This is a genomic window from Marivita sp. S6314 (assembly GCF_023015985.1).
Taxonomy (GTDB): Bacteria; Pseudomonadota; Alphaproteobacteria; order Rhodobacterales; family Rhodobacteraceae; genus Marivita.
Genome location: NZ_JALKAO010000002.1, coordinates 520,096 through 539,845 on the forward strand (window position 1 = coordinate 520,096; position 19,750 = coordinate 539,845).

The 19,750-nt window shown below is 60.6% G+C and carries 20 protein-coding genes; 11 read left to right on the forward strand and 9 right to left on the reverse strand.

Going from position 1 to position 19,750, the window contains the following annotated elements:
• Positions 1 to 59: 59 nt before the first annotated feature.
• Genes putA through MWU54_RS07080 form a run of 3 tightly spaced genes read left to right on the forward strand, consistent with a single transcriptional unit; the run spans position 60 to position 4,622 of the window.
• Positions 60 to 3,482, forward strand: a complete 3,423-nt coding sequence (gene putA, locus MWU54_RS07070) for a bifunctional proline dehydrogenase/L-glutamate gamma-semialdehyde dehydrogenase PutA (protein ID WP_247081696.1) — start codon at positions 60 to 62, stop codon at positions 3,480 to 3,482.
• 31 nt (positions 3,483 to 3,513) lie between these two features.
• Positions 3,514 to 4,257, forward strand: a complete 744-nt coding sequence (locus MWU54_RS07075) for a rhomboid family intramembrane serine protease (RefSeq protein WP_247081697.1) — start codon at positions 3,514 to 3,516, stop codon at positions 4,255 to 4,257.
• The gene (locus tag MWU54_RS07080; RefSeq protein ID WP_247081698.1) at positions 4,254 to 4,622 is read left to right on the forward strand and encodes a GFA family protein; all 369 of its coding nucleotides are present in this window, start codon (positions 4,254 to 4,256) and stop codon (positions 4,620 to 4,622) included. The genes MWU54_RS07075 and MWU54_RS07080 overlap by 4 nt, the downstream gene beginning before the upstream one ends.
• A 28-nt stretch (positions 4,623 to 4,650) precedes the next feature.
• Here the strand turns inward: MWU54_RS07080 and MWU54_RS07085 are convergent, their stop codons facing one another.
• Positions 4,651 to 6,186, reverse strand: coding sequence for an ankyrin repeat domain-containing protein (locus tag MWU54_RS07085; protein ID WP_247081699.1), 1,536 nt, complete (start codon positions 6,184 to 6,186; stop codon positions 4,651 to 4,653).
• Positions 6,187 to 6,427: 241 nt separating this feature from the next.
• Between MWU54_RS07085 and ettA the strand changes: the two genes are divergently transcribed.
• On the forward strand, positions 6,428 to 8,083 hold the full coding sequence (gene ettA / locus MWU54_RS07090) for an energy-dependent translational throttle protein EttA (RefSeq protein WP_247081700.1): 1,656 nt from the start codon (positions 6,428 to 6,430) through the stop codon (positions 8,081 to 8,083).
• Positions 8,084 to 8,136: 53 nt separating this feature from the next.
• On the opposite strand, the gene MWU54_RS07095 is transcribed toward ettA, so the two are convergent.
• Both MWU54_RS07095 and trxC read right to left on the reverse strand, forming a co-directional pair.
• Positions 8,137 to 8,580, reverse strand: coding sequence for a hypothetical protein (locus MWU54_RS07095; protein WP_348647617.1), 444 nt, complete (start codon positions 8,578 to 8,580; stop codon positions 8,137 to 8,139).
• A 216-nt stretch (positions 8,581 to 8,796) separates the two neighbouring features.
• A complete protein-coding gene (gene trxC / locus MWU54_RS07100; RefSeq protein WP_247081702.1) occupies positions 8,797 to 9,219 on the reverse strand; it encodes a thioredoxin TrxC in 423 nt (140 codons plus the stop codon).
• A gap of 250 nt (positions 9,220 to 9,469) precedes the next feature.
• Between trxC and MWU54_RS07105 the strand changes: the two genes are divergently transcribed.
• Complete coding sequence (locus tag MWU54_RS07105) at positions 9,470 to 9,676, forward strand: cold-shock protein (RefSeq protein WP_247081703.1); 207 nt, start codon at positions 9,470 to 9,472, stop codon at positions 9,674 to 9,676.
• Positions 9,677 to 9,738: 62 nt separating this feature from the next.
• Here the strand turns inward: MWU54_RS07105 and MWU54_RS07110 are convergent, their stop codons facing one another.
• Positions 9,739 to 9,942: a dodecin family protein gene (locus MWU54_RS07110; protein WP_247081705.1), complete on the reverse strand. Its 204-nt coding sequence runs from the start codon at positions 9,940 to 9,942 to the stop codon at positions 9,739 to 9,741.
• Between the two features lie 237 nt (positions 9,943 to 10,179).
• On the opposite strand from MWU54_RS07110, the gene MWU54_RS07115 reads away from it, so the two are divergent.
• On the forward strand, positions 10,180 to 10,740 hold the full coding sequence (locus MWU54_RS07115) for a L,D-transpeptidase (protein ID WP_247081707.1): 561 nt from the start codon (positions 10,180 to 10,182) through the stop codon (positions 10,738 to 10,740).
• 130 nt (positions 10,741 to 10,870) lie between these two features.
• The gene (locus MWU54_RS07120; protein ID WP_247081709.1) at positions 10,871 to 11,044 is read left to right on the forward strand and encodes a hypothetical protein; all 174 of its coding nucleotides are present in this window, start codon (positions 10,871 to 10,873) and stop codon (positions 11,042 to 11,044) included.
• A 57-nt stretch (positions 11,045 to 11,101) separates the two neighbouring features.
• Here MWU54_RS07120 and MWU54_RS07125 read toward each other — a convergent pair whose 3' ends face one another.
• Positions 11,102 to 11,365 (reverse strand): hypothetical protein, encoded by a 264-nt coding sequence (locus MWU54_RS07125; protein WP_247081711.1) that lies wholly within the window; start codon positions 11,363 to 11,365, stop codon positions 11,102 to 11,104.
• Positions 11,366 to 11,614: 249 nt separating this feature from the next.
• On the opposite strand from MWU54_RS07125, the gene MWU54_RS07130 reads away from it, so the two are divergent.
• Complete coding sequence (locus MWU54_RS07130) at positions 11,615 to 11,821, forward strand: cold-shock protein (protein WP_247081713.1); 207 nt, start codon at positions 11,615 to 11,617, stop codon at positions 11,819 to 11,821.
• 5 nt (positions 11,822 to 11,826) lie between these two features.
• On the opposite strand, the gene MWU54_RS07135 is transcribed toward MWU54_RS07130, so the two are convergent.
• Together MWU54_RS07135 and MWU54_RS07140 are read right to left on the reverse strand one after the other, a co-directional pair.
• Positions 11,827 to 12,438 (reverse strand): SOS response-associated peptidase, encoded by a 612-nt coding sequence (locus tag MWU54_RS07135; protein WP_247081715.1) that lies wholly within the window; start codon positions 12,436 to 12,438, stop codon positions 11,827 to 11,829.
• On the reverse strand, positions 12,438 to 13,100 hold the full coding sequence (locus MWU54_RS07140; RefSeq protein ID WP_247081717.1) for an arylesterase: 663 nt from the start codon (positions 13,098 to 13,100) through the stop codon (positions 12,438 to 12,440). The genes MWU54_RS07135 and MWU54_RS07140 overlap by 1 nt, the downstream gene beginning before the upstream one ends.
• A gap of 29 nt (positions 13,101 to 13,129) precedes the next feature.
• Between MWU54_RS07140 and MWU54_RS07145 the strand changes: the two genes are divergently transcribed.
• The 3 genes from MWU54_RS07145 to MWU54_RS07155 all read left to right on the forward strand — a co-directional run bounded on the left by MWU54_RS07145 (position 13,130) and on the right by MWU54_RS07155 (position 17,293).
• A complete protein-coding gene (locus tag MWU54_RS07145; RefSeq protein ID WP_247081719.1) occupies positions 13,130 to 13,825 on the forward strand; it encodes an ABC transporter ATP-binding protein in 696 nt (231 codons plus the stop codon).
• Positions 13,822 to 16,350 (forward strand): FtsX-like permease family protein, encoded by a 2,529-nt coding sequence (locus tag MWU54_RS07150; protein ID WP_247081721.1) that lies wholly within the window; start codon positions 13,822 to 13,824, stop codon positions 16,348 to 16,350. The genes MWU54_RS07145 and MWU54_RS07150 overlap by 4 nt, the downstream gene beginning before the upstream one ends.
• A 64-nt stretch (positions 16,351 to 16,414) precedes the next feature.
• A complete protein-coding gene (locus tag MWU54_RS07155) occupies positions 16,415 to 17,293 on the forward strand; it encodes an inositol monophosphatase (protein WP_247081723.1) in 879 nt (292 codons plus the stop codon).
• Between the two features lie 16 nt (positions 17,294 to 17,309).
• Here the strand turns inward: MWU54_RS07155 and MWU54_RS07160 are convergent, their stop codons facing one another.
• Both MWU54_RS07160 and fabA read right to left on the reverse strand, forming a co-directional pair.
• Positions 17,310 to 18,908 (reverse strand): choline dehydrogenase, encoded by a 1,599-nt coding sequence (locus tag MWU54_RS07160; protein ID WP_247081725.1) that lies wholly within the window; start codon positions 18,906 to 18,908, stop codon positions 17,310 to 17,312.
• Between the two features lie 164 nt (positions 18,909 to 19,072).
• Positions 19,073 to 19,582, reverse strand: coding sequence for a bifunctional 3-hydroxydecanoyl-ACP dehydratase/trans-2-decenoyl-ACP isomerase (fabA, locus tag MWU54_RS07165; protein WP_247081726.1), 510 nt, complete (start codon positions 19,580 to 19,582; stop codon positions 19,073 to 19,075).
• Positions 19,583 to 19,750 lie beyond the last annotated feature (168 nt).

Below are 19,750 nucleotides of genomic sequence, written 5' to 3' on the forward strand. Positions count from 1 at the left end.
AATCCGTCACATGTCCTGCAAATTTGGATATAATGAGGGGTATCTGACTGGAGGATGTCATGCCACGGGACACGTCACACGATCTGCGCGCGCGTATCGATGCCGCAACCTATGCCGATGAAGGCGAAACGATTGCGCAGCTGTCGCGCGCTGCGGCCCTTTCGGATGCGGATCGCACCGCGATCAAGGCACAGGCCACGCAGTTGGTGAAGACCATTCGCGATGACGCACGGCCCGGTTTGATGGAAGTGTTCTTAAGCGAATATGGGCTGTCCACCGACGAGGGCATTGCCTTGATGTGCCTGGCCGAAGCGCTGCTGCGCGTGCCGGATGCCGCCACGATTGATGCGTTGATCGAAGACAAGATCGCGCCGTCTAATTGGGCCAAGCACCTTGGCGAAAGCACCTCGCCGCTGGTCAATGCCTCGACCTGGGCGCTGATGCTGACCGGAAAGGTGTTGCAGGAGGACACGCCCGGACCCGTGGGCCACCTGCGGGGCGCGATCAAGCGGTTGGGAGAGCCGGTGATCCGAACGGCGGTCGGGCGTGCGATGAAGGAAATGGGCGCGCAGTTCGTTCTGGGCGAGACGATCTCGTCGGCGATGCGGCGCGCATCGGATATGGAAGCCAAGGGCTACACCTATTCCTATGACATGCTGGGCGAAGCGGCACGCACCGAGGCCGATGCGCGGCGGTATCACCTGTCCTATTCCCGCGCGATCAGTGCCATTGCCGAAGCCGCCACCTCGAAGGACATCCGGGAAAACCCCGGTATCTCTGTCAAGCTGTCGGCCTTGCACCCCCGCTATGAAGACATGCAGCACCACACCGTCATGGAAGAGGTGGTGCCACGCTTGCGCACCTTGGCGCAGCTGGCGCGCTCTGCCGGGATCGGTCTGAATGTGGACGCCGAAGAAGCAGACCGTCTGTCGATCTCGCTGGATGTGATCGAAGCGGTGTTGTCGGAACCGTCGCTCAAGGGATGGGACGGGTTCGGCGTGGTTGTGCAGGCTTACGGACAGCGCGCCGGGCATGTCATTGACTGGCTCTATGATCTGTCGGAACGGCTGGATCGCAAAATCATGGTGCGTCTGGTCAAAGGGGCCTATTGGGATACGGAGATTAAACGGGCGCAGGTTGCCGGGCTTCCCGGGTTCCCCGTGTTCACCGCGAAACACCATACCGATATCAGCTACATCGCGAATGCCCGCAAACTGCTTGGCATGACCGACCGGATTTATCCACAATTCGCTACGCATAACGCCCACACGGTCGCCGCGATCCTGCACATGGCCGAGGATCGCAGCGCGTTCGAATTTCAGCGTCTGCACGGGATGGGCGAAGCCTTGCACGATATCGTGACGTCCGGGGAAAGCACGCGATGCCGGATCTACGCCCCGGTCGGCGCGCATCGTGACCTGCTTGCCTATCTTGTGCGCCGCCTTCTGGAAAACGGGGCAAACAGTTCTTTTGTGAACCAGATAGTCGATACCGACGTCCCAGCCGAAGATGTTGCGTCTGATCCGTTCGACGCCCAGCCCGCGCAGGCCTTGCCAACCGGCCCCGAGCTGTTCCGCCCAGAGCGACCGAACTCGAAGGGGTGGGATCTGGCGGATCGCCCAACCCGTACCGCGATTGAGGCCGCGCGCAAGCCCTTTGCACAGCACCGCTGGACCGCACAGCCGATTGTCGCTGTCGACCTTGCGCCGGGAGCGCATCACCCGGTGATCAACCCGGCCCGACCCGGTGACACGGTTGGTGAGGTGGTCTTGGCCGATGCGCAGGTTGTCGATGCCGCCTGCTCTGCCGCTGCGCCGTGGAGCGCATCGCCGCAAGACCGGACGGCGGTGCTGAACCGCGCTGCAGACTTATACGAGCAGCACTACGGCGAACTGTTTGCCCTGCTTGCACGGGAAGCGGGCAAAACCCTTCTGGACGCCATTGCAGAGCTTCGGGAAGCCGTGGATTTCCTACGCTACTACGCGGCGCGGACAAACGACACAGCCCCACATGGGGTCTTTGCCTGCATCAGCCCGTGGAACTTTCCGTTGGCGATCTTCACCGGCCAGATTTCCGCAGCGCTTGCCGCCGGCAATGCTGTTCTGGCCAAACCGGCAGAGCAAACGCCCCTGATCGCGCATCGCGCCGTGCAATTGCTGCACGAGGCGGGCGTTCCGGCCTCCGGGCTGCAACTGCTTCCCGGCGCGGGCGACGTTGGTGCGGCATTGACCGCCAACCCGGCTGTGAAAGGGGTGGCGTTTACCGGCTCGACCGAAACTGCGCAGATCATTCATCGCAGCATTGCCGACAATCTGGATCCCGGAACGCCGTTTATTGCCGAAACCGGTGGGTTGAACGCGATGATCGTGGACAGCACCGCCCTGCCTGAACAGGCCGTTCAGGCCATCGTGGAATCCGCATTCCAATCCGCCGGGCAAAGATGCTCGGCGCTTCGGTGCCTGTATGTGCAGGACGATATCGTCGACGGGTTTGTCGAGATGCTGACAGGTGCGATGGACGCCTTGGTGATCGGCGACCCCTGGATCTATGGCACCGATGTCGGGCCGGTGATCGATACGGACGCGCGCGACGCGATCATGGCTTACGTTGATGCCGCCGAGGCCGAAGGCCGCGTGGTGCATCGTCGGTCCCTCCCGGCGGGCGGCACCTTTGTCCCGCCAACCTTGATCAAGGTGAACGGCATAGCGGAGATGACGCGCGAGATTTTTGGCCCCGTGCTGCACATCGCAACTTTCGCATCGCGCGACATCGACACGGTGATCGACGACATCAACGCCACCGGGTACGGCCTGACCTTTGGCCTGCAAACCCGCATTGATGACCGTGTCCAGCACATCTCGGACCGGATCGAGGCGGGCAACGTTTATGTCAATCGCAACCAGATCGGGGCGATTGTCGGCAGCCAGCCCTTTGGCGGCGAAGGGCTTTCGGGCACCGGCCCCAAGGCGGGTGGGCCGCTGTATCTGCACCGCTTCCGGAAAATCCCCGCGTCCCTCGACGCGCAGGTCTGGTCTGGCGACGACAGCCTGAAACGGTTGGTTGCGGCTGTGACGAAGCTGCCTACTGCTCCAAAGGCACACACGCAGAGTTTGCCGGGACCCACGGGGGAATCCAACGTTCTGGAAACCCTGCCACGTGGCCCGATCTTGTGTCTTGGGCCGGGCAAACCGGTTGCCGAGGCGCAGGCGGCGGCGGTTCAGGCAATGGGTGGCGTGGCAGTTTGTGCCGACGGACAGGTTGCGGCGGAGTGGTTGGTCGATCTGCCCATTGACGGGGCGCTCTGGTGGGGCGACGCCGACAGAGCGCGGTCTTACCGACGCGCGCTGGCGCAGCGGTCGGGGCCGATCCTGCCGTTGATCACCACGCGCCCGGACAAAGGGCATGTTTGCCGGGAACGTCATGTCTGCGTCGATACCACGGCATCGGGCGGAAACGCACAGCTTCTGGGTGGCGCGGCTTGACGCGCCCCTCAAACGGAACAACTGTCGCTGCATGTTTCCAATTCGCGATCACAATCCGTCCGGCCGTACGCCCTATGTGACCTACATCCTGATTGCCGCAAATGTCGGCATTTTCCTCAGCTACTGGACGCTGATGCAGGATGATCAGGCGATCATGCGCTTCTATTTCGACTGGGCGCTGGTCCCGGCCCTTGTCAGCGAGGGCCGTGGCTGGGGTGGGTTTTTTACGTCGATGTTTTTGCATGGCGGATGGATGCATCTGTTGGGCAACATGTTGTTCCTGTTCATTTTTGGCGACAACATGGAAGACGAAATGGGCCATTTTGGATTTGCACTGTTCTATCTGGCCGCCGGTGTCGGGGCGGGGCTGATCCATTATATCGCGGCCCCTTGGTCGCCGGTGCCGACGGTTGGCGCATCGGGTGCCATTGCGGGCGTGATGGGCGGTTATCTGCTGCTCTTCCCGAAGGCCAAGGTCGATATCCTGATCATCATCGTGATTTTCTTTAAGATCTTTCCAATCCCCGCCTGGATCATGCTTGGCCTGTGGTTTGCGATGCAGGTCTTTGGCGGTTTCGGGTCTGCCGCCGATGAAGGCGGCGTTGCATATTGGGCGCATGTTGGGGGCTTTGTGATCGGTTTGGGGTTAACCCTTCCCCTGTGGATGCGGCTTGGCGCAACGGACTTTTGGGACAGAACAGACGGGCATCCGCCACATCCGGAAGCCAAGTACAATCTGACCCGGTCCCGCATCCCTGCGGTGAAGCGCAAATGAACGCGCCTGTGACAGTGACCTGCCATTGCGGCGCGGTTGAGCTCGAAGCGTATCTGAGCGACGGGCTTGCCACCGCCCGGCGCTGTGATTGTTCGTTCTGCCGACGCCGCGGCAGCCCGGCAGTTTCGGTTCCACGGTCCGGTCTGCGGATCATCAAGGGCGCGGACAACCTGACGCTGTACGCGTGGGGCACGAACACCGCGAAACACTATTTCTGCAAGACCTGTGGGATCTACACGCACCATCAACGGCGGTCGAACCCCGATGAATACGGCGTCAACATGGGTGGCATCGAAGGGGTGAACCCCGCCGAGCACGAACCGATTGGCTGGCACGACGGGGTCAATCACCCTTCGGATCAATAGGGCCTGGGCACAAGGACACCCGGTTGGTTCAAACCACCTGCCCGGGATGCGCCGCAGCCCAGTCCGTCAGGAACCGTGCAATTTCGGGCCGCCCGATGACATTTATCGCCTGACGCGGCAGTGCGACACCTTCTGTCAGCGCAATGTCCAGACAGGCAATATAATCCCGCCCTTCGCGGTTTGGATTGTTCTCGGCACCGTGCAAAATCGTGCTGAGCAACGTGCCGCCATAGCTATTGACGTGGCCCAAGTCAGGCTTCAACCGAACGAAGTAGTCCAACACCTCGGGCAGACCCTCCCACCCGGCAACCTGCACCGGTGTCAGCCCTTCGCTGTCAGGTCGGTCATATTCCAATCCGACGGCAACCAGACGTTTGACATGGTCAAGCTTGCTCGGCAGATGCAGGATGTCTCGGATCATCCCGCGATATGCGGCCGGCAGCTTGTCGGGATCAATCCAAACGTCTTTCGGCGTTTTCCCGTCTGCGATTTGCGCCAGGACCTGTTCCATGTCTGTCAGTGGCGGAACCGGACCCCGCTCTTCTATGGCATGCGCCACAACCGAATTGCCAAAGACACGCGCGTAGGCATAGGCGTTGGCCCCCTTGTAGACCACATCCGCCCGCGCGCCATGGTCGAGCAGGACTTGAACCATCGCCTCGTTTGATCCCCGACGCGCCGCCTGATGCAGTGCAGGTGCGGTCCACGGCTCTTCTCCCCCAACCTCGTCGGGATTGAAATCATCCGCCCGCGCGCCGTGCGCCAGCAACAGGGTCACCGCCTCCAGATCGTGAAAGTCCATCGCACGCAACAGCGCGTTCGTGCCTTCGGGATTGGCCCCGGCCGCCAACAACATGCGCAACCCGTTGTGATGCCCAAGTTCGGTTGCGTGGTAGAGCGATTCCCCGTCATTCGGGTTGGCCCCATGATCCAGCAACCACTGCCCCAAGGCCATGTTGTTGCCGTGCCCGATGGCGCCGTAGAGCACCGACAAACTGTGATCCGCCCCATGTGCCAGACCATCATTCACATCGGCGCCGTGCTCCAACAACAGCTCTGCCACGCGCAGCATGTCGTCCGTCAGGTCGGGGTGATGTTTGATCCAGCGCGAAAACGCCAAATGCACAATCGGTCGTCGCGCCCCGCTTTCGGCGGTGGCCAGTTGCGGATCACCCGACAGCATCTCGGCCACAGCGTCCCACCGGTAAAGGGCAGAATTTAACCCGATGGAGCCATCGATAACGTCCGGTCGCATTGTCAGGATCTCATCCGCCCGGCCAAACGCACCGTGGAACAGGGCATTTCCCAACCGGTGGCGCAAGATCGCCACATCCAGCCCAACCGCCTCTGCCGCCGCCTTTAATCGTGGCCAGCTTGCATAGCCCTGCTCGCGCGCCAGCAGATGCAGAAAATCCGCCCGTTTGGGGTTTGCGCCATCCCGGCGCGGGGCCAACTGGCGCAGACGTTCGCGCGCCGCGCTGTCGCCGGTGTCATACGCCTTTTGCAAGCGTTTCGCTTCGCGCCGCAGCGCGTCTAGATCATTGGGAATCGTGTCCATCGACATCCCGGTCCCTCCGTCAAAGCACCCAGATGTCCGCTGCCTCAGGGCTGGAAGAAAACCGCGATATGAAGTCGGGGTCGTCTGTCACAGGGGCTCGCGCTTTCCGCGGACGGGAGGCCACCTGCACTGGCCTTGGACCAAGCATGCCAAACAGACGGGATCATGGCAACCACCCTGCATTGCACGCCCCGCGCGCGCCGTGTATCCAACCCGCCAAACTGCGTTTGTCCCGAGGAAGAACTTAATGGCTGCCTATCAATATGTTTACCACATGGACGGGGTCTCCAAGACGTATCCCGGTGGCAAAAAATGCTTTGAAAACATCCGCCTCAGCTTCTTGCCGGGGGTGAAAATCGGTGTTGTCGGGGTCAACGGTGCCGGTAAATCGACGCTGATGAAGATCATGGCCGGGATCGATACGGATTTTTCCGGCGAAGCCTGGGCCGCGGAAGGTGCGAAGGTCGGCTACCTGCCACAGGAGCCACAACTCGACGAGACGCTCAACGTGCGCGAAAACGTGATGCTGGGCGTGGCCGAGAAAAAGGCCAAGCTGGACCGCTTTAACGAACTGGCGATGAACTACAGCGACGAAACCGCCGATGAGATGGCAGCACTGCAGGATGATATCGACGCCAATAACCTGTGGGATCTGGACAGCCAGATTGATGTTGCGATGGAGGCTCTGCGCTGTCCGCCGGACGAGGCGGATGTCAGCACCTTGTCGGGCGGCGAAAAACGCCGGGTCGCGCTGTGCAAGCTGCTGCTTGAAGCGCCGGATATGCTGCTTCTGGACGAACCGACCAACCATCTGGACGCCGAGACCATCGCGTGGCTTCAGAACCATCTCATTGAATACAAAGGCACAATTCTGGTTGTAACCCACGACCGGTACTTCCTTGATGATATCACCGGGTGGATCCTTGAGCTGGATCGCGGACGCGGCATTCCCTACGAAGGCAACTACTCAAGCTGGCTGGAACAGAAGGCCAAACGGCTGGAACACGAGGCCAAGGAAGACAAGGCCAAGCAGAAAACGCTGCAGCGCGAACTGGACTGGATGCGGCAGGGCCAGAAGGCGCGGCAGGCGAAGTCCAAGGCGCGTATTCAGGCCTATGAAGAAATGGCGGGACAGTCCGAGCGGGAACAGATCGGGCGTGCGCAGATCATTATCCCGAACGGGCCACGGCTTGGGTCGAAAGTCATTGAGGTTGAAGGACTTAAGAAGGCGATGGGGGATAAACTCCTTATCGAGGATCTGTCGTTCAGCCTGCCTCCGGGTGGGATTGTGGGCGTGATCGGCCCCAACGGTGCGGGTAAATCGACGCTGTTCAAGATGCTGACCGGGCAGGAACAACCGGACGAAGGGTCCGTTTCGTACGGTGATACCGTACAGCTCGCCTATGTCGACCAGTCGCGCGACGATCTGGAAAAAGACGCAACCGTCTGGGAAAGCATCTCCGGCGGGGCCGAGATCATCGAACTGGGTGACGCTCAGATGAACTCCCGCGCCTATTGCTCGGCCTTCAACTTCAAAGGGGGCGACCAGCAGAAAAAGGTCGGGCTTCTGTCGGGCGGTGAACGCAATCGCGTCCACATGGCGCGGCTGTTGAAAGAAGGCGGTAACGTGCTGCTGCTCGACGAACCGACCAACGATTTGGACGTCGAAACCCTGCGTGCGCTGGAAGACGCCATTGAGACGTTCGCGGGCTGCGCCGTGGTGATCAGCCACGACCGCTTCTTCCTTGACCGCTTGTGTACGCACATCCTCGCCTTCGAGGGTGACGCGCATGTGGAATGGTTCGAGGGCAACTTCGAAGATTACGAAGAAGATAAGAAGCGCCGTTTGGGCGCGGATGCGTTGGAGCCGAAGCGGGTGAAGTTCAAGAAGTTTGTGCGGTGAAGCATATCTCGTAGGCCGGGCCTCGGCCCGGCTTTTTAGATGCTCACCCAGTCCTATGCGATTTCGCCGAACTGGCCTTCGAATGAATTCGCAGAAAACGCTGCATCCACATGGCCAAGCCGAACATCGCGATGGATCGACGAATACGGCCAATCCATCGGCTGAGACACCAATCCATGCTTCACCGGATTGGTCCAGCAGTACCGCATATGTGCCGCATAGTCCGCTTCGTCGCGGATGTGGTGTTCCCAGAACCGTCGTTGCCAAATCGCGCATTCGCGTTTGTCTTTGCGTAGGCCGGGCTTCAGCCCGGCGTAGCGCCCGGATTGGACCACGGGGAGTTCGTTTGGCAAAGCGGGTGCCGGGCTGAAGCCCGGCCTACGCCCGGCTCCGGCGGCAGATTTCAATCTGACGTGTTTGGAAAACCGCGCCTTGATGGCCCCCCAGCGATCAGAATAGTTGGGATCGTCTTCGGGCAACGTCCAGATCGCATGCATATGATCAGGAAGAACAACCCAGGCATCGACGGCAAAAGGGCGTCTTGCACGCGTAACGCGGACGGCTTCGCGAAGAATATCAATTTCTTCAACAAGCATATGCGACCCGCGATGGGCCAGACATACGGTAAAGAAGACTGGCACGCCGGGACGTTTGGGGCGCAGATAGACGGACATAGCCCACATATGCCGACCCAAAGTAAACGACGTGTTAAGTTACCCCACCCACCCCACAATCTGATCTGCCCGCATCGCGCCGGACTGGCGGGCGGCTTCGCGGCCTTTTTCAAACTTGATCATCGTTGGGATACCGCGAATGCCAAAGCGTTGGCCGGATTGTGGAAAATCTTCGGTATTGAGTTTGACCAGCCGCGCACGTCCTTTGAGCGTGCCTGCCGCCTTGGAGAACTCTGGCCCCATCATCTTGCACGGCCCACACCACGGCGCCCAGAAATCGACCACCAGCGGCACGTCGTCGGTGCGCGCCGCCTTTTGCAGCGTGTTCCAATCCACATCTATCGCCTTTCCGGGCATCAACGCCGCGCCACAGGTGCCGCATTTTGGAGCGGAGTCGAGCCGGTCACCGGGCACGCGGTTGGTTTGACCACATTCAAGGCAGCTGAGTTTCTTGCCAGACATCATACGTTCCTTTATTCACATTCGATCTTCGAGATATGTATCGACCGCCCTTTGGGCAAGCCTCCGCCGAACATGCGCGCGACCCGCGATTTCCCTTGCCAAACACGCACCACCCTGCGATACGACCCTTGCTAACGATCTTCTACTCGACCTTCTGTTTTCCGACCTCGGCACGCAGTCTCGACAACGATGTGACTTCGCCGGGTTGCCGCACTCATGCGGGCAACGGACAATTTGAAGGAATATTCACATGGCTTCTGGCACAGTGAAATGGTTCAACACCACCAAAGGCTACGGCTTTATCGCACCTGATGGCGGCTCCAAGGACGTCTTCGTCCACATCTCCGCTGTTGAGCGGTCCGGCCTCACAGGCCTCAGCGATGATCAGAAAGTGACTTTCGACATCGAAAACGGTCGTGACGGCCGTGAGAGCGCGATCAACCTCGCTCTGGCGTAAGCCAACTTTTACGAGATTGAAGGAAGCGGGCCGTTCAGCCCGCTTTTTTTTGTGCCTGATCGTCAGTCTTCCAATATGAAGGTGACCTTGAGCACCGCGCGGTATTCGGTGATTTTGCCGTCTTCGACGACAACCTTTTGATCCTGCACCCAAGCGCCCTGCACGTTCTTGAGCGTTTTGCAGGCACGATCGACGCCGTTTTCGATGGCATCTTCGAAGCTCTTTTTTGATGACGAGATGATTTCCGTAACGCGTGCGACTGACATGATGTGTCCTCCCTGACGACATACCATCACAGCCTAGCGACGAGAGGGCGGCTTGCCAATCGCGGTGGCCACCGTTCACATTTGCGCCAGACATGGCATGAACCGTGTCCTTTGGGCCGCAGTTTTTCGATCCGCTGCAGCGATGGGCGGGCAAGTGTGTTTGATTCCGCCCAAAGCGATGGCAAATTCCGACCACTTCAATCCAAAGACCACGTGTTCACAGAAAGAGTGCTGCCCATGATTTCCCGACGCCATTTCATTGCAACCGCCGCTGCGGGCCTCGCCGCGCCCAGCGTCGTCACCGCGCAGGCGTTCCAGATTGATCCGGTGTTCCGTCCGCAGAACGTCCGGATGAAGCCCGACATCGCGCCGGGACAGATCCTTGTGCTGCCACGGGCGCATTTTGTGTACTACGTCACCGAACCCGGCGTCGCCCGTCGGTACGGCGTTGGTGTCGGACGCGCCGGTCTGGAATTCACCGGAACCGCCGAGATCGCAGTGAAGAAGGAATGGCCGACATGGCGTCCAACCAACGAGATGATCGAACGCGAGCCGCATCTGTATAAAAAGTTCATCGACAATGACTACGTGCAGCCGGGCGGGCCGGGGAACCCGCTGGGCGCGCGCGCGCTTTACCTGTTCCAGAACGGGCGCGACACGTTCTTCCGTATCCACGGCACAACCGCCCCGCGCACGATCGGGCAGTCGGTGTCCAACGGGTGTATCCGGATGCTGAACGCGCATGTCGAGGATCTGTACGATCGCGTGCCAATCGGCACGAAGGTCACCGTTCTTTAATTCCTTCGGACAAAGGCCGCTTCTGCGCGGCCTTTGTCTGGTCAATCTGCTGCCATAACCCTTTCAAACTTTCCTGCCCTTAATGGGTCGTTAACGGAATTTGCGCAGACTGGAAAAAAGGGGCTCTGTCGTGGCAGCAATTTCACTCATTGCAGGAAGCGTTCTGGGATGGCTTTGTGCCGCCGCAGCTTTGCTGACCGGCGCACTTGCGTCGACCGCCCTGATCGTCTTTCTGACAACCAGCCTCGGGTTTGCGGCAACAACGCTTTATGTCGCCAGCCTGCGCATTCAGACAAACACGTAAGTCGCGCGATCATTCCGCGCAGCACGGCGCGCAGATATCCGCCGATGGGGGCTTGGATTACAGCAGGACGCTGATCACCAGCAGGTTGGGAATGACAAACGCGGCGGCAATGCAGAACAGCTTGGCCGCATGGGACGCCGTCCGAAACAACGAATTGTTCTCCAGCGTATCTCCATACGCCAGGGCGGCAAACATCAGCGCACCGGATTGTCCGTTTTCAATCAGACGGTTGCGTTCAATTTCGGCACGCGCTTTCGCGTATCTTGCATCCAGCTGGTCTTGTTCAGCCTTTGCTGCGATCCGCGCTTCGACACCTGACATGGCCACACTCCCTACGTCTTATCAGGATAACAACATGGGCCGCGTGCGGCACAAGGCAAGCTTTTCTCACATCCCTGCGAACGGATAGCTTTTTTCTTGCCTGAGATGGGATTTCGTCGAAAACTTATATCGCAAAGTTACCATTTTCGACCACACTGCTCCGACCCGGCTCAGTTACGCGAATATGACTGACCGCGCCCGTTGGGCCCTCTTGCCCGGCGGAACTCAAGACAGACAGGAGACAGACGGATGGCCACAGGCACCGTTAAATGGTTCAACACAACAAAAGGCTATGGATTCATTGCCCCCGATGGCGGTGGCAAGGACGTTTTTGTTCACATCTCTGCGGTCGAACGCTCGGGCCTGACCGGATTGGCTGACAATCAGAAAGTGTCGTTCGATCTGGAAGCGGGCCGCGACGGGCGCGAAGCGGCGGTCAATCTGTCGCTGCAATAACAGCGCTACGGCTGCGACCAATCCACATCCTTGGCCTGTATGACGGTCAGACGACCGTCAGGCCAGGGCCGAAACACCGACCGGGCGGCTGTTTCGTCGCCCGTCATCCATTTCGGGATATCGTCGATTTCCAGCAGAACCCCCATGCGGTCATGGATGTCCCGCAGGTCTTGGTTCGGTGGGCCTGTCACTGTTGCGAGTTGGGACAGCGTGACATCGTTCGGCCCATGCCACGTGTCATAGATCGCGGCAAACCACAGAAGGTCATCTGTCTTTGACCGGATTTCCCAGGCGGTCTTGCGCCGCGCCTCACCGGTCCATTCGTACCAGCCATCCGCCGGCACAATGGCGCGCTGCATGTTGGAAAAGGCGGATTTGTCGAAAAGAGTTTCCGACCGCGCGTTGACGATGGTGTCCATCACCGGACGCCCACGGGCGTTTTTGCGCCCGGACGGGATCATGCCCCAGCGCATGTGGTCAAACCCGCTGGGGGTCAGGCACAAAACGGTCTGGCCCGGCTGAATATTGCGCCGCGGCGGCTCGTTCGGTGGGGCGGCGACGCCGATCTTCTGTGCCAGCTCTTCAACCGGCCGCGTCAGAAAAAGCCGCCCCGGCATCAGTCCGAGGCGCGCGCGACCAGTTCGGCAAGGGCCGGCCCCAGGGCCTCGACAATAAGCTCAACGCCTTCCGTGTTGGGGTGAATGCCGTCCATCTGCATGACGCTGCGCAATTCCGCCGGTGTTTCGCCGACGCTCATGAGCCCTTCGAAGAAACGCGGGAAATAGAGCGCGTCGTACTCTGCGGCCAGTTCGGAATACATGGCGTCAAATTCGGCCTTGTATTCGGGGCCGTAATTGCCCGGCGCTTCCATGCCGACCACAAGAACCTCAAGATCGTTCTCCTGCGCGATCTGCAAGATGCCGTCCAGGTTCGCCCGAGAGACCGACGGGTCCAGCCCGCGCAGCAGGTCGTTTCCGCCAAGTGCAACCATAATCGCATCGGTGCCGGGATTCAGAGACCAGGCAACCCGCGACAGCCCGCCTGCCGTGGTATCCCCCGACACACCGGCATTGACGAGGCGCACATCAAGCCCCTGATCGTCCAGCCAGGCCTGCATTTTGGGCACAAAACCATCCGCGTCCATCAACCCGTATCCGGCGGTCAGACTGTCCCCCAAAGCCAGCACTTCCACCGGTTCGGCCTTGGCAGCGACAGCACTACACATCACAATCCCGGCCAATGCCGCCTTGTTCATATACCGCGCAGCCCCATATCTCATCCAACGCAACATCATAAAGCTCCGTATACATGTCCCAGCCAGTTCTCGACCTCAAAGATGTCACGCTCAGCCTCAAGGGCAATGCCGGAATGGTTGAGATCCTGCACGGGATCGACCTTTCTGTTCACAAGGGCGAGACCTTGGGCCTGATCGGGCCGTCCGGGTCGGGGAAATCTTCGCTCTTGATGGTGATGGGCGGGCTTGAGACGGCAACTTCGGGATCGGTCAAGGCCTTGGGCCAGGACCTGACCGCGATGGACGAAGACGCGATGGCGCGGTTTCGGCGGGATCACATGGGGGTGGTGTTTCAGTCCTTCCACCTGATCCCGACCATGACGGCGCTTGAAAACGTCGCCACTCCTTTGGAACTGGCCGGGGAAAAAGACGCCTATTCCCGCGCCGAAGCGGAACTGGAGGCTGTTGGACTGGGCCACCGCGCCGACCACTACCCGGCGCAGATGTCCGGGGGGGAACAACAACGCGTCGCCTTGGCCCGCGCGTCGGTCACACGGCCCGAGATTCTGCTGGCGGATGAGCCGACCGGAAACCTGGACGGGGCCAATGGCCAGGCCATCATCGACATGTTGTTCGGATTGCGCGATCGGCACGGGGCAACACTGGTTCTGGTGACGCATAGCCGCGAACTGGCCTCCAAGTGCGACCGCGTCATTCGGTTGACCGATGGCAAGATTGCAAATGATTCATCGTTGAAAGCCGCAGAATGAGTTTCCGCACAGCAGCACGTTTTGCCCGCCGCGAACTGCGGGGCGGTTTAAAGGGGTTCCGGATTTTCCTGGCTTGCCTGGCGCTTGGCGTGGCGGCGATTGCCGGTGTCGGATCGGTGCGATCCGCGATCCAGTCCGGTTTGTCTGAACAGGGCGCTGTCCTGTTGGGCGGCGATGCGTCCGTGCGGTTCACCTACCGGTTCGCCGAAGAGTCCGAGCGCGCGTGGCTGGACGGCATCGCGCTTGAGGTGTCCGAGATCACCGATTTCCGATCCATGGTCACGAAAGATCCCACCGGCGACGCGGAACGCGCGCTGACCCAAGTGAAATCCGTCGACGCGGCCTACCCTTTGACCGGTGAGGTCACGCTGGATCCAGAGATGCCTCTGTCAGACGCTCTGGATGGACTGGACGGGCTGCCCGGCGCGGTGATGGCTCCGCTGCTGGCCGACCGGCTTGGGCTGGCACCCGGTGACAGTTTCCGACTGGGAACATCCGATTTCGCTTTGACCGCGATTTTGACCAATGAGCCGGACAGCGCAGCGGCCGGGTTTTCGCTGGGTCCGCGCACCTTGGTGCGCACCGAAGATCTGCGCGCGGCGGGGCTGCTGCAGCCCGGCACGCTGTATGAAACCGAATACCGCCTGCTGTTGCCGCCGGATGCCGATCTCGACGCGCTGGAAACGCAGGCACGGGACCAGTTTCCAAATAGTGGTCTGCGCTGGCGCGATGCCCGCAATGGCGCGCCGGGGGTGGCAGAGTTTGTCGACCGGCTGGGCGCGTTTCTGGTTCTGGTCGGGTTGTCGGGGCTTGCCGTTGGCGGGATCGGCGTTTCCGCCGCCGTGCGCGCGTATCTCGCGCGCAAGACCTCTGTGATTGCGACGTTGCGCACCCTGGGTGCCACACGCGCGACGATCTTTCAGACCTATTTCCTGCAAATCGGCGCATTGAGCCTGCTGGGGATTGCCATGGGGCTGATGCTGGGTGCGCTGGTGCCAATCCTGTTTGGACCGCTGATCAGCGCCTCCCTGCCTGTGCCTGCGATCTTTACTGTGCACCCTGCCCCGCTGGCCGAGGCGGCGCTGTACGGGATCCTGACCGCGCTTGTCTTCACGCTTTGGCCGCTTGCCCGTACCGAAGATATCCGCCCGGCCATGCTGTTCCGGGACGCGCTGGACGGGGCGGATGCGCTACCCGCATGGCGCTACGTGTTTGGCACGGTTGCTTTGCTGGCGCTGCTGGTGGCGGTTGCGTCGTTTTTCTCGGGCAGCCCGTTTCTGACCCTGTGGACCGCCGGAGGGTTGATTGGCGCGCTGATCGTGCTGGTCTTTGCCTCTATCGGTATCCGCTGGCTGGCCAAACGCAGCACCAAGGCGGTGCGTGGCAAGCCCGTCTGGCGGTGGGCGCTGGCTTCAATCGGGGGGCCGCGTGATGCAGCGGCCCCGGTGGTGCTGTCGCTGGGTCTTGGCCTGTCTGTGCTTGCTGCCATTGGGCAGATCGACGGCAATTTGCGCACCGCAATTGACCGCGATTTGCCCGAGGTCGCCCCGGCTTATTTCTTTGTCGACATTCAGCCGGATCAAATGCCGCGATACCTTGAAATGCTGGAAAACGACGACGCGGTCGCGCGGATCGACAGCGCGCCGATGCTGCGAGGCGTGCTGAGCCGGATCAATGGTGTTCCGGCCTCTGAAGTGGCGGGTGACCATTGGGTCGTCACAGGGGATCGCGGTCTGACCTATGCCGCCGCGCCGGATGAAAACACCCGCGTTGTGGCTGGCGAATGGTGGGAGCCGGATCACGATGGACCACCCGAGGTCAGCTTTGCCATCGAGGAAGCCGAGGAAATGGGGCTGTCCCTTGGGGATGAACTGACCGTGAATATCCTGGGCCGGGACATCACCGCCACGATCACCAGCTTTCGGGATGTCGACTTTTCCACCGCCGGGATGGGGTTTGTCATGACCCTGACGCCCAATGCCCTGCAAGGCGCGCCGCATACGTTTATTTCGACTGTCTATGCAGATCAGAAAGACGAGGCCCGCATCCTGCGAGAGCTGGCATCCGCCTTTCCCAACATCACGGCGATCAGCGTGCGCGATGCAATCGACCGCGTGAGCGTTTTGCTGGAAGGTATCGGCGCGGCCATCCGCTGGGGCGCGGCCGCGACCTTGCTGACCGGGTTTCTGGTCCTGATCGGGGCAGCCGCCGCCGGCGAAGGCGCACGCACCTACGAGGCCGCCGTTCTGAAAACGCTTGGCGCAAGTCGCGCGCGGATCCTGCAAAGCTTTGCGCTGCGATCTGCGCTTCTGGGCGGCAGCGCGGGACTGGTGGCGCTTGCCGCCGGGATTTTGGGCAGTTGGGCCGTGATGACCTTTGTGATGGACAGCAGCTTTGCCATCGTCTGGCCATCCGCGCTTGGCATCGTGATCGGGGGCGTTCTGGCCACACTGCTGGCCGGGTTGGTCTTTGCATGGCGTCCCTTGGCAGCGCGGCCTGCGCAGGTGTTGCGGGCGCGCGAATAGTCGCCTTGCGTTAGGTCGCGCGGGTTGCCAAACCACGGGCAGTCCCTGCAAGGAGAGTCGCCTCATGTCCGATAGCCTGCCCATGCCCATTCCCGCACAGCTGACCCCGGCGCAGCGCACGCAGATCATCAACCTGATCCGTCGCACCGCCCGTGCGGAAATCCTGCCCCGGTTCCGCACTTTGGGACAGGCCGACATTGATCAGAAAACCGGACCGATGGACGTGGTGACAGCCGCCGACCGCGAGGCCGAAAAGATGATCGTCCGCGGGTTGCTGCAGCTTTTCCCGAATGCCCACATCGTCGGCGAAGAAACCGCCACCGAAGAAAAGATCGCCGGTCTGGCGGATGCCGAGATGGGTTTCACCATCGACCCGGTGGATGGCACCTGGAACTTTGCCCACGGGCTTGCAACGTTTGGCGTGATCCTGTCGATGACGCGGTTTGGGACACCGGTGTTCGGGTTGATTTACGATCCCATCACCGACGAGGTTCTGGTTGCCGATGAAACCGACCCTGCGCAGGTCCTGGCACCGCGTCGCCCTGCCCGCGTCGTCCACGTGTCCAAGGGCGGGCCGATTGAGGCGCTAAGCGGGTTTGTCTCGCTGTACAGCCTGCCCGAAGACAAACGTGCGACCATGGCGGCGCTGATGACGCGGTTCCGCTATCTCTACATGCTGCGCTGTGCGGCGCATGAGTTCCGCATGGTGGCGCAGGGCCATACCGATTTTGTGCTGTGTGCAAACCTGACACCGTGGGACCACGCCGCTGGCGCGCTTCTGGTCAAACGCGCCGGGGGGCACGTGGCCTGTCTGGATGGCTCAGAGTATCGCGCGGACATGCGGTCGGGCTATCTGCTTTGTGCGTCGGACGCGGCGACGTGGGGCCGAGTGCGCGACAGCTTTGCCTTTCTTCTGGAGCCAGCTTCAGACGCGCCAGCATAAGTGTTTCGGCGCGGCGTTATAAGGTGTCGGCCAGTATCATATCGCTGGCCTTTTCGCCGATCATTATGGCCGGTGCATTGGTGTTGCCGCTGACGATTTCGGGCATGATCGAACAATCGGCCACACGCAGCCCGGCAATCCCGTGTACCCGCAGGCGGTCATCCACCACCGCCCGGGGGTCCTGCCCCATCTTGCAGGTGCCAACCGGGTGATAGATCGAGGCGGTGTTGTTGCGGACCCAGCCCAAAGTGGCCTCGTAATTTTCCATCGGCAAATCGGCTTTTGGGCGATACTCTTCCGAAATCATTGACGTCAATGGCGCATGGCGCGCAATTCTGCGCGCGATGTTGACGCCCGCGACGATGGTGCGGCAATCGGTTTCGGTTGACAGGTATCGCGGGATGATCCTGGGATGGGAGCGTCCGTCGCGACTGGCAAGCTGGATCTCGCCTCTGGATTCAGGACGCAACTGACAGACCGACATCGTAAACGCCGAAAACCTGTCAGCACCCTTGCCGGGATTTTCAGCCGATAGAGGTTGGACGTGAAACTGAATATCCGGGGTCGCCACGTCGGGGCGGGTTTTCAGAAATCCCGTTGCAAGGCTTGCCGCCATTGCCATCGGCCCGGAGCGGGAGACCAGGTATTTCAGGCCGATCCTGGCCTGCCCCAACAAGGTGCCCACCTCATCATTCAGCGTGGGTTCGGTGCATTTGTAGACAAGGCGCGCCTGAAGGTGGTCCTGCAGGTTCTTTCCGACGCCGGGCAGGTCTTTCACAACATCGATCCCGTGCGCCGCGAGATGTGCGGCCTCTCCGATCCCTGAAAGCATCAAAAGCTGCGGGGAGTTGATGGCCCCGCCACACAAGATGATTTCGCGGTTGGCTGTGATTGAGACGCGTTGGCCAGCGCGATCCGTGTAGGTGACGGCTGTTGCGCGTGTGCCAGTTGTCACGATCCTGTCGACCTGTGCATGCGTGACGATCCGCAGGTTTTTGCGGGATTTTACCGGGTTCAGATAGGCCACCGCCGCAGAACAGCGCCGCCCGTTGCGGGCGGTCAACTGAAAGAACCCGACGCCCTCTTGCTGAGCACCATTATAGTCCGGGTTGAACGGATACCCTGCCGCCTGCGCCGCTTCGACCCAGGCATCGGTGATCGGCCGCTGAATGCGCATGTCCGACACCGACAAAGGACCAGCATCCCCGTGAAACGCATCGGCCCCGCGTTCGTTGTTTTCAGAGCGTTTGAACAGTGGCAGGACATCGTCCCACCCCCAACCTTGGTTGCCCATCTGCCGCCAGCGGTCGTAATCCTGTGGTTGCCCACGGACATAGAGCAACCCGTTGAGCGAGGACGATCCGCCCAGCACCTTGCCACGCGGCCATTCGATAGAACGTCTGTTCAATCCCGGATCAGGATCGGTTTTGTAACACCAATCCACCTTGGGATTGTGGATGGTTTTGAAATAGCCAACCGGGATATGAATCCACGGGTTGCTGTCTTTACCCCCCGCCTCCAGAACAACAACGGTGTTCTTGGGGTCGGCACTGAGCCGGTTGGCCAGAACACATCCGGCAGAGCCCGCACCGATAATGATATAGTCTGCGCGCACCTGAGCTGCCCCCCGGCGTGGAGCCTACGGAAAACGCACAGGCGATGCCACTGTCAAAAGCGCAGCCTGTCTTGCCATCAATGGTCCGGTTTTCTGCACCGCATCCCGCGAAGTACGCATCACTGCCATTCGAAGGCGACCCATGCGCGATCCCTGACGCGAGATCAGTTTTCCGACAGGGCGACCTTCATATCCTTGACCTGGTAAATGGTCTCGCCATCCGCCTCGACCCGGCCATCGGCCACGCCCATTGTCAAACGACGTGTCTGGATCGCCTTTGTGAAATCGACGAAATAGGTCAGCTTTTTACGATCCGGGCGCACCATGCCCGTCAGCTTGACCTCTCCCACGCCCAACGCATATCCGCGCCCTTGCCAGCCGCGCCAGCCCAGGTTGAAACCGGTCAACTGCCACAGGCCGTCCAGACCAAGACAGCCGGGCATGATCGGGTTGCCGGGGAAATGACAGTCGAAGAACCAAAGATCGGGTTTGATGTCGAACTCTGCCACAACATGGCCTTTGCCATGTTCGCCTTCGTCACCCGAAATGTCCGTGATCCGGTCCATCATCAGCATCGGCGGTTCCGGAAGCTGCGCATTGCCCGGGCCAAACAGCTCTCCCCGCGCGCATTTCAGTAGGTCGTCTCGGTCAAAGCTGCGCGGAAAGTCAGACATATTTGCTCGGCTCCAAAGCTGATAGGCGAAATCCCGAAATGTCTAACACCGCGCCGGATCAAGCTGCAAGGGACCGTGCAGATCGGTGTCGTCTGAGTGAGACAAGTTGTTGCAAGGTTTTTATTTGAATTGCGAAGCATTCGCACCCTATATTGTACCCTAAGGAAA

What these genes read in the sequence shown, in the direction of transcription:
- MWU54_RS07110 (WP_247081705.1), bottom strand. Translation starts at nt 9,942, where the DNA reads ATGTCAGTCGCACGCGTTACGGAAATCATCTCGTCATCAAAAAAGAGC.
- MWU54_RS07080 (WP_247081698.1), top strand. Translation starts at nt 4,254, where the DNA reads ATGAACGCGCCTGTGACAGTGACCTGCCATTGCGGCGCGGTTGAGCTC.
- MWU54_RS07105 (WP_247081703.1), top strand. Translation starts at nt 9,470, where the DNA reads ATGGCTTCTGGCACAGTGAAATGGTTCAACACCACCAAAGGCTACGGC.
- MWU54_RS07125 (WP_247081711.1), bottom strand. Translation starts at nt 11,365, where the DNA reads ATGTCAGGTGTCGAAGCGCGGATCGCAGCAAAGGCTGAACAAGACCAG.
- MWU54_RS07075 (WP_247081697.1), top strand. Translation starts at nt 3,514, where the DNA reads ATGTTTCCAATTCGCGATCACAATCCGTCCGGCCGTACGCCCTATGTG.
- MWU54_RS07130 (WP_247081713.1), top strand. Translation starts at nt 11,615, where the DNA reads ATGGCCACAGGCACCGTTAAATGGTTCAACACAACAAAAGGCTATGGA.
- MWU54_RS07150 (WP_247081721.1), top strand. Translation starts at nt 13,822, where the DNA reads ATGAGTTTCCGCACAGCAGCACGTTTTGCCCGCCGCGAACTGCGGGGC.
- ettA (WP_247081700.1), top strand. Translation starts at nt 6,428, where the DNA reads ATGGCTGCCTATCAATATGTTTACCACATGGACGGGGTCTCCAAGACG.
- MWU54_RS07085 (WP_247081699.1), bottom strand. Translation starts at nt 6,186, where the DNA reads ATGTCGATGGACACGATTCCCAATGATCTAGACGCGCTGCGGCGCGAA.
- putA (WP_247081696.1), top strand. Translation starts at nt 60, where the DNA reads ATGCCACGGGACACGTCACACGATCTGCGCGCGCGTATCGATGCCGCA.
- MWU54_RS07115 (WP_247081707.1), top strand. Translation starts at nt 10,180, where the DNA reads ATGATTTCCCGACGCCATTTCATTGCAACCGCCGCTGCGGGCCTCGCC.
- MWU54_RS07135 (WP_247081715.1), bottom strand. Translation starts at nt 12,438, where the DNA reads ATGCCGGGGCGGCTTTTTCTGACGCGGCCGGTTGAAGAGCTGGCACAG.
- fabA (WP_247081726.1), bottom strand. Translation starts at nt 19,582, where the DNA reads ATGTCTGACTTTCCGCGCAGCTTTGACCGAGACGACCTACTGAAATGC.
- trxC (WP_247081702.1), bottom strand. Translation starts at nt 9,219, where the DNA reads ATGTCTGGCAAGAAACTCAGCTGCCTTGAATGTGGTCAAACCAACCGC.
- MWU54_RS07095 (WP_348647617.1), bottom strand. Translation starts at nt 8,580, where the DNA reads ATGCATGCGATCTGGACGTTGCCCGAAGACGATCCCAACTATTCTGAT.
- MWU54_RS07145 (WP_247081719.1), top strand. Translation starts at nt 13,130, where the DNA reads ATGTCCCAGCCAGTTCTCGACCTCAAAGATGTCACGCTCAGCCTCAAG.
- MWU54_RS07140 (WP_247081717.1), bottom strand. Translation starts at nt 13,100, where the DNA reads ATGAGATATGGGGCTGCGCGGTATATGAACAAGGCGGCATTGGCCGGG.
- MWU54_RS07155 (WP_247081723.1), top strand. Translation starts at nt 16,415, where the DNA reads ATGTCCGATAGCCTGCCCATGCCCATTCCCGCACAGCTGACCCCGGCG.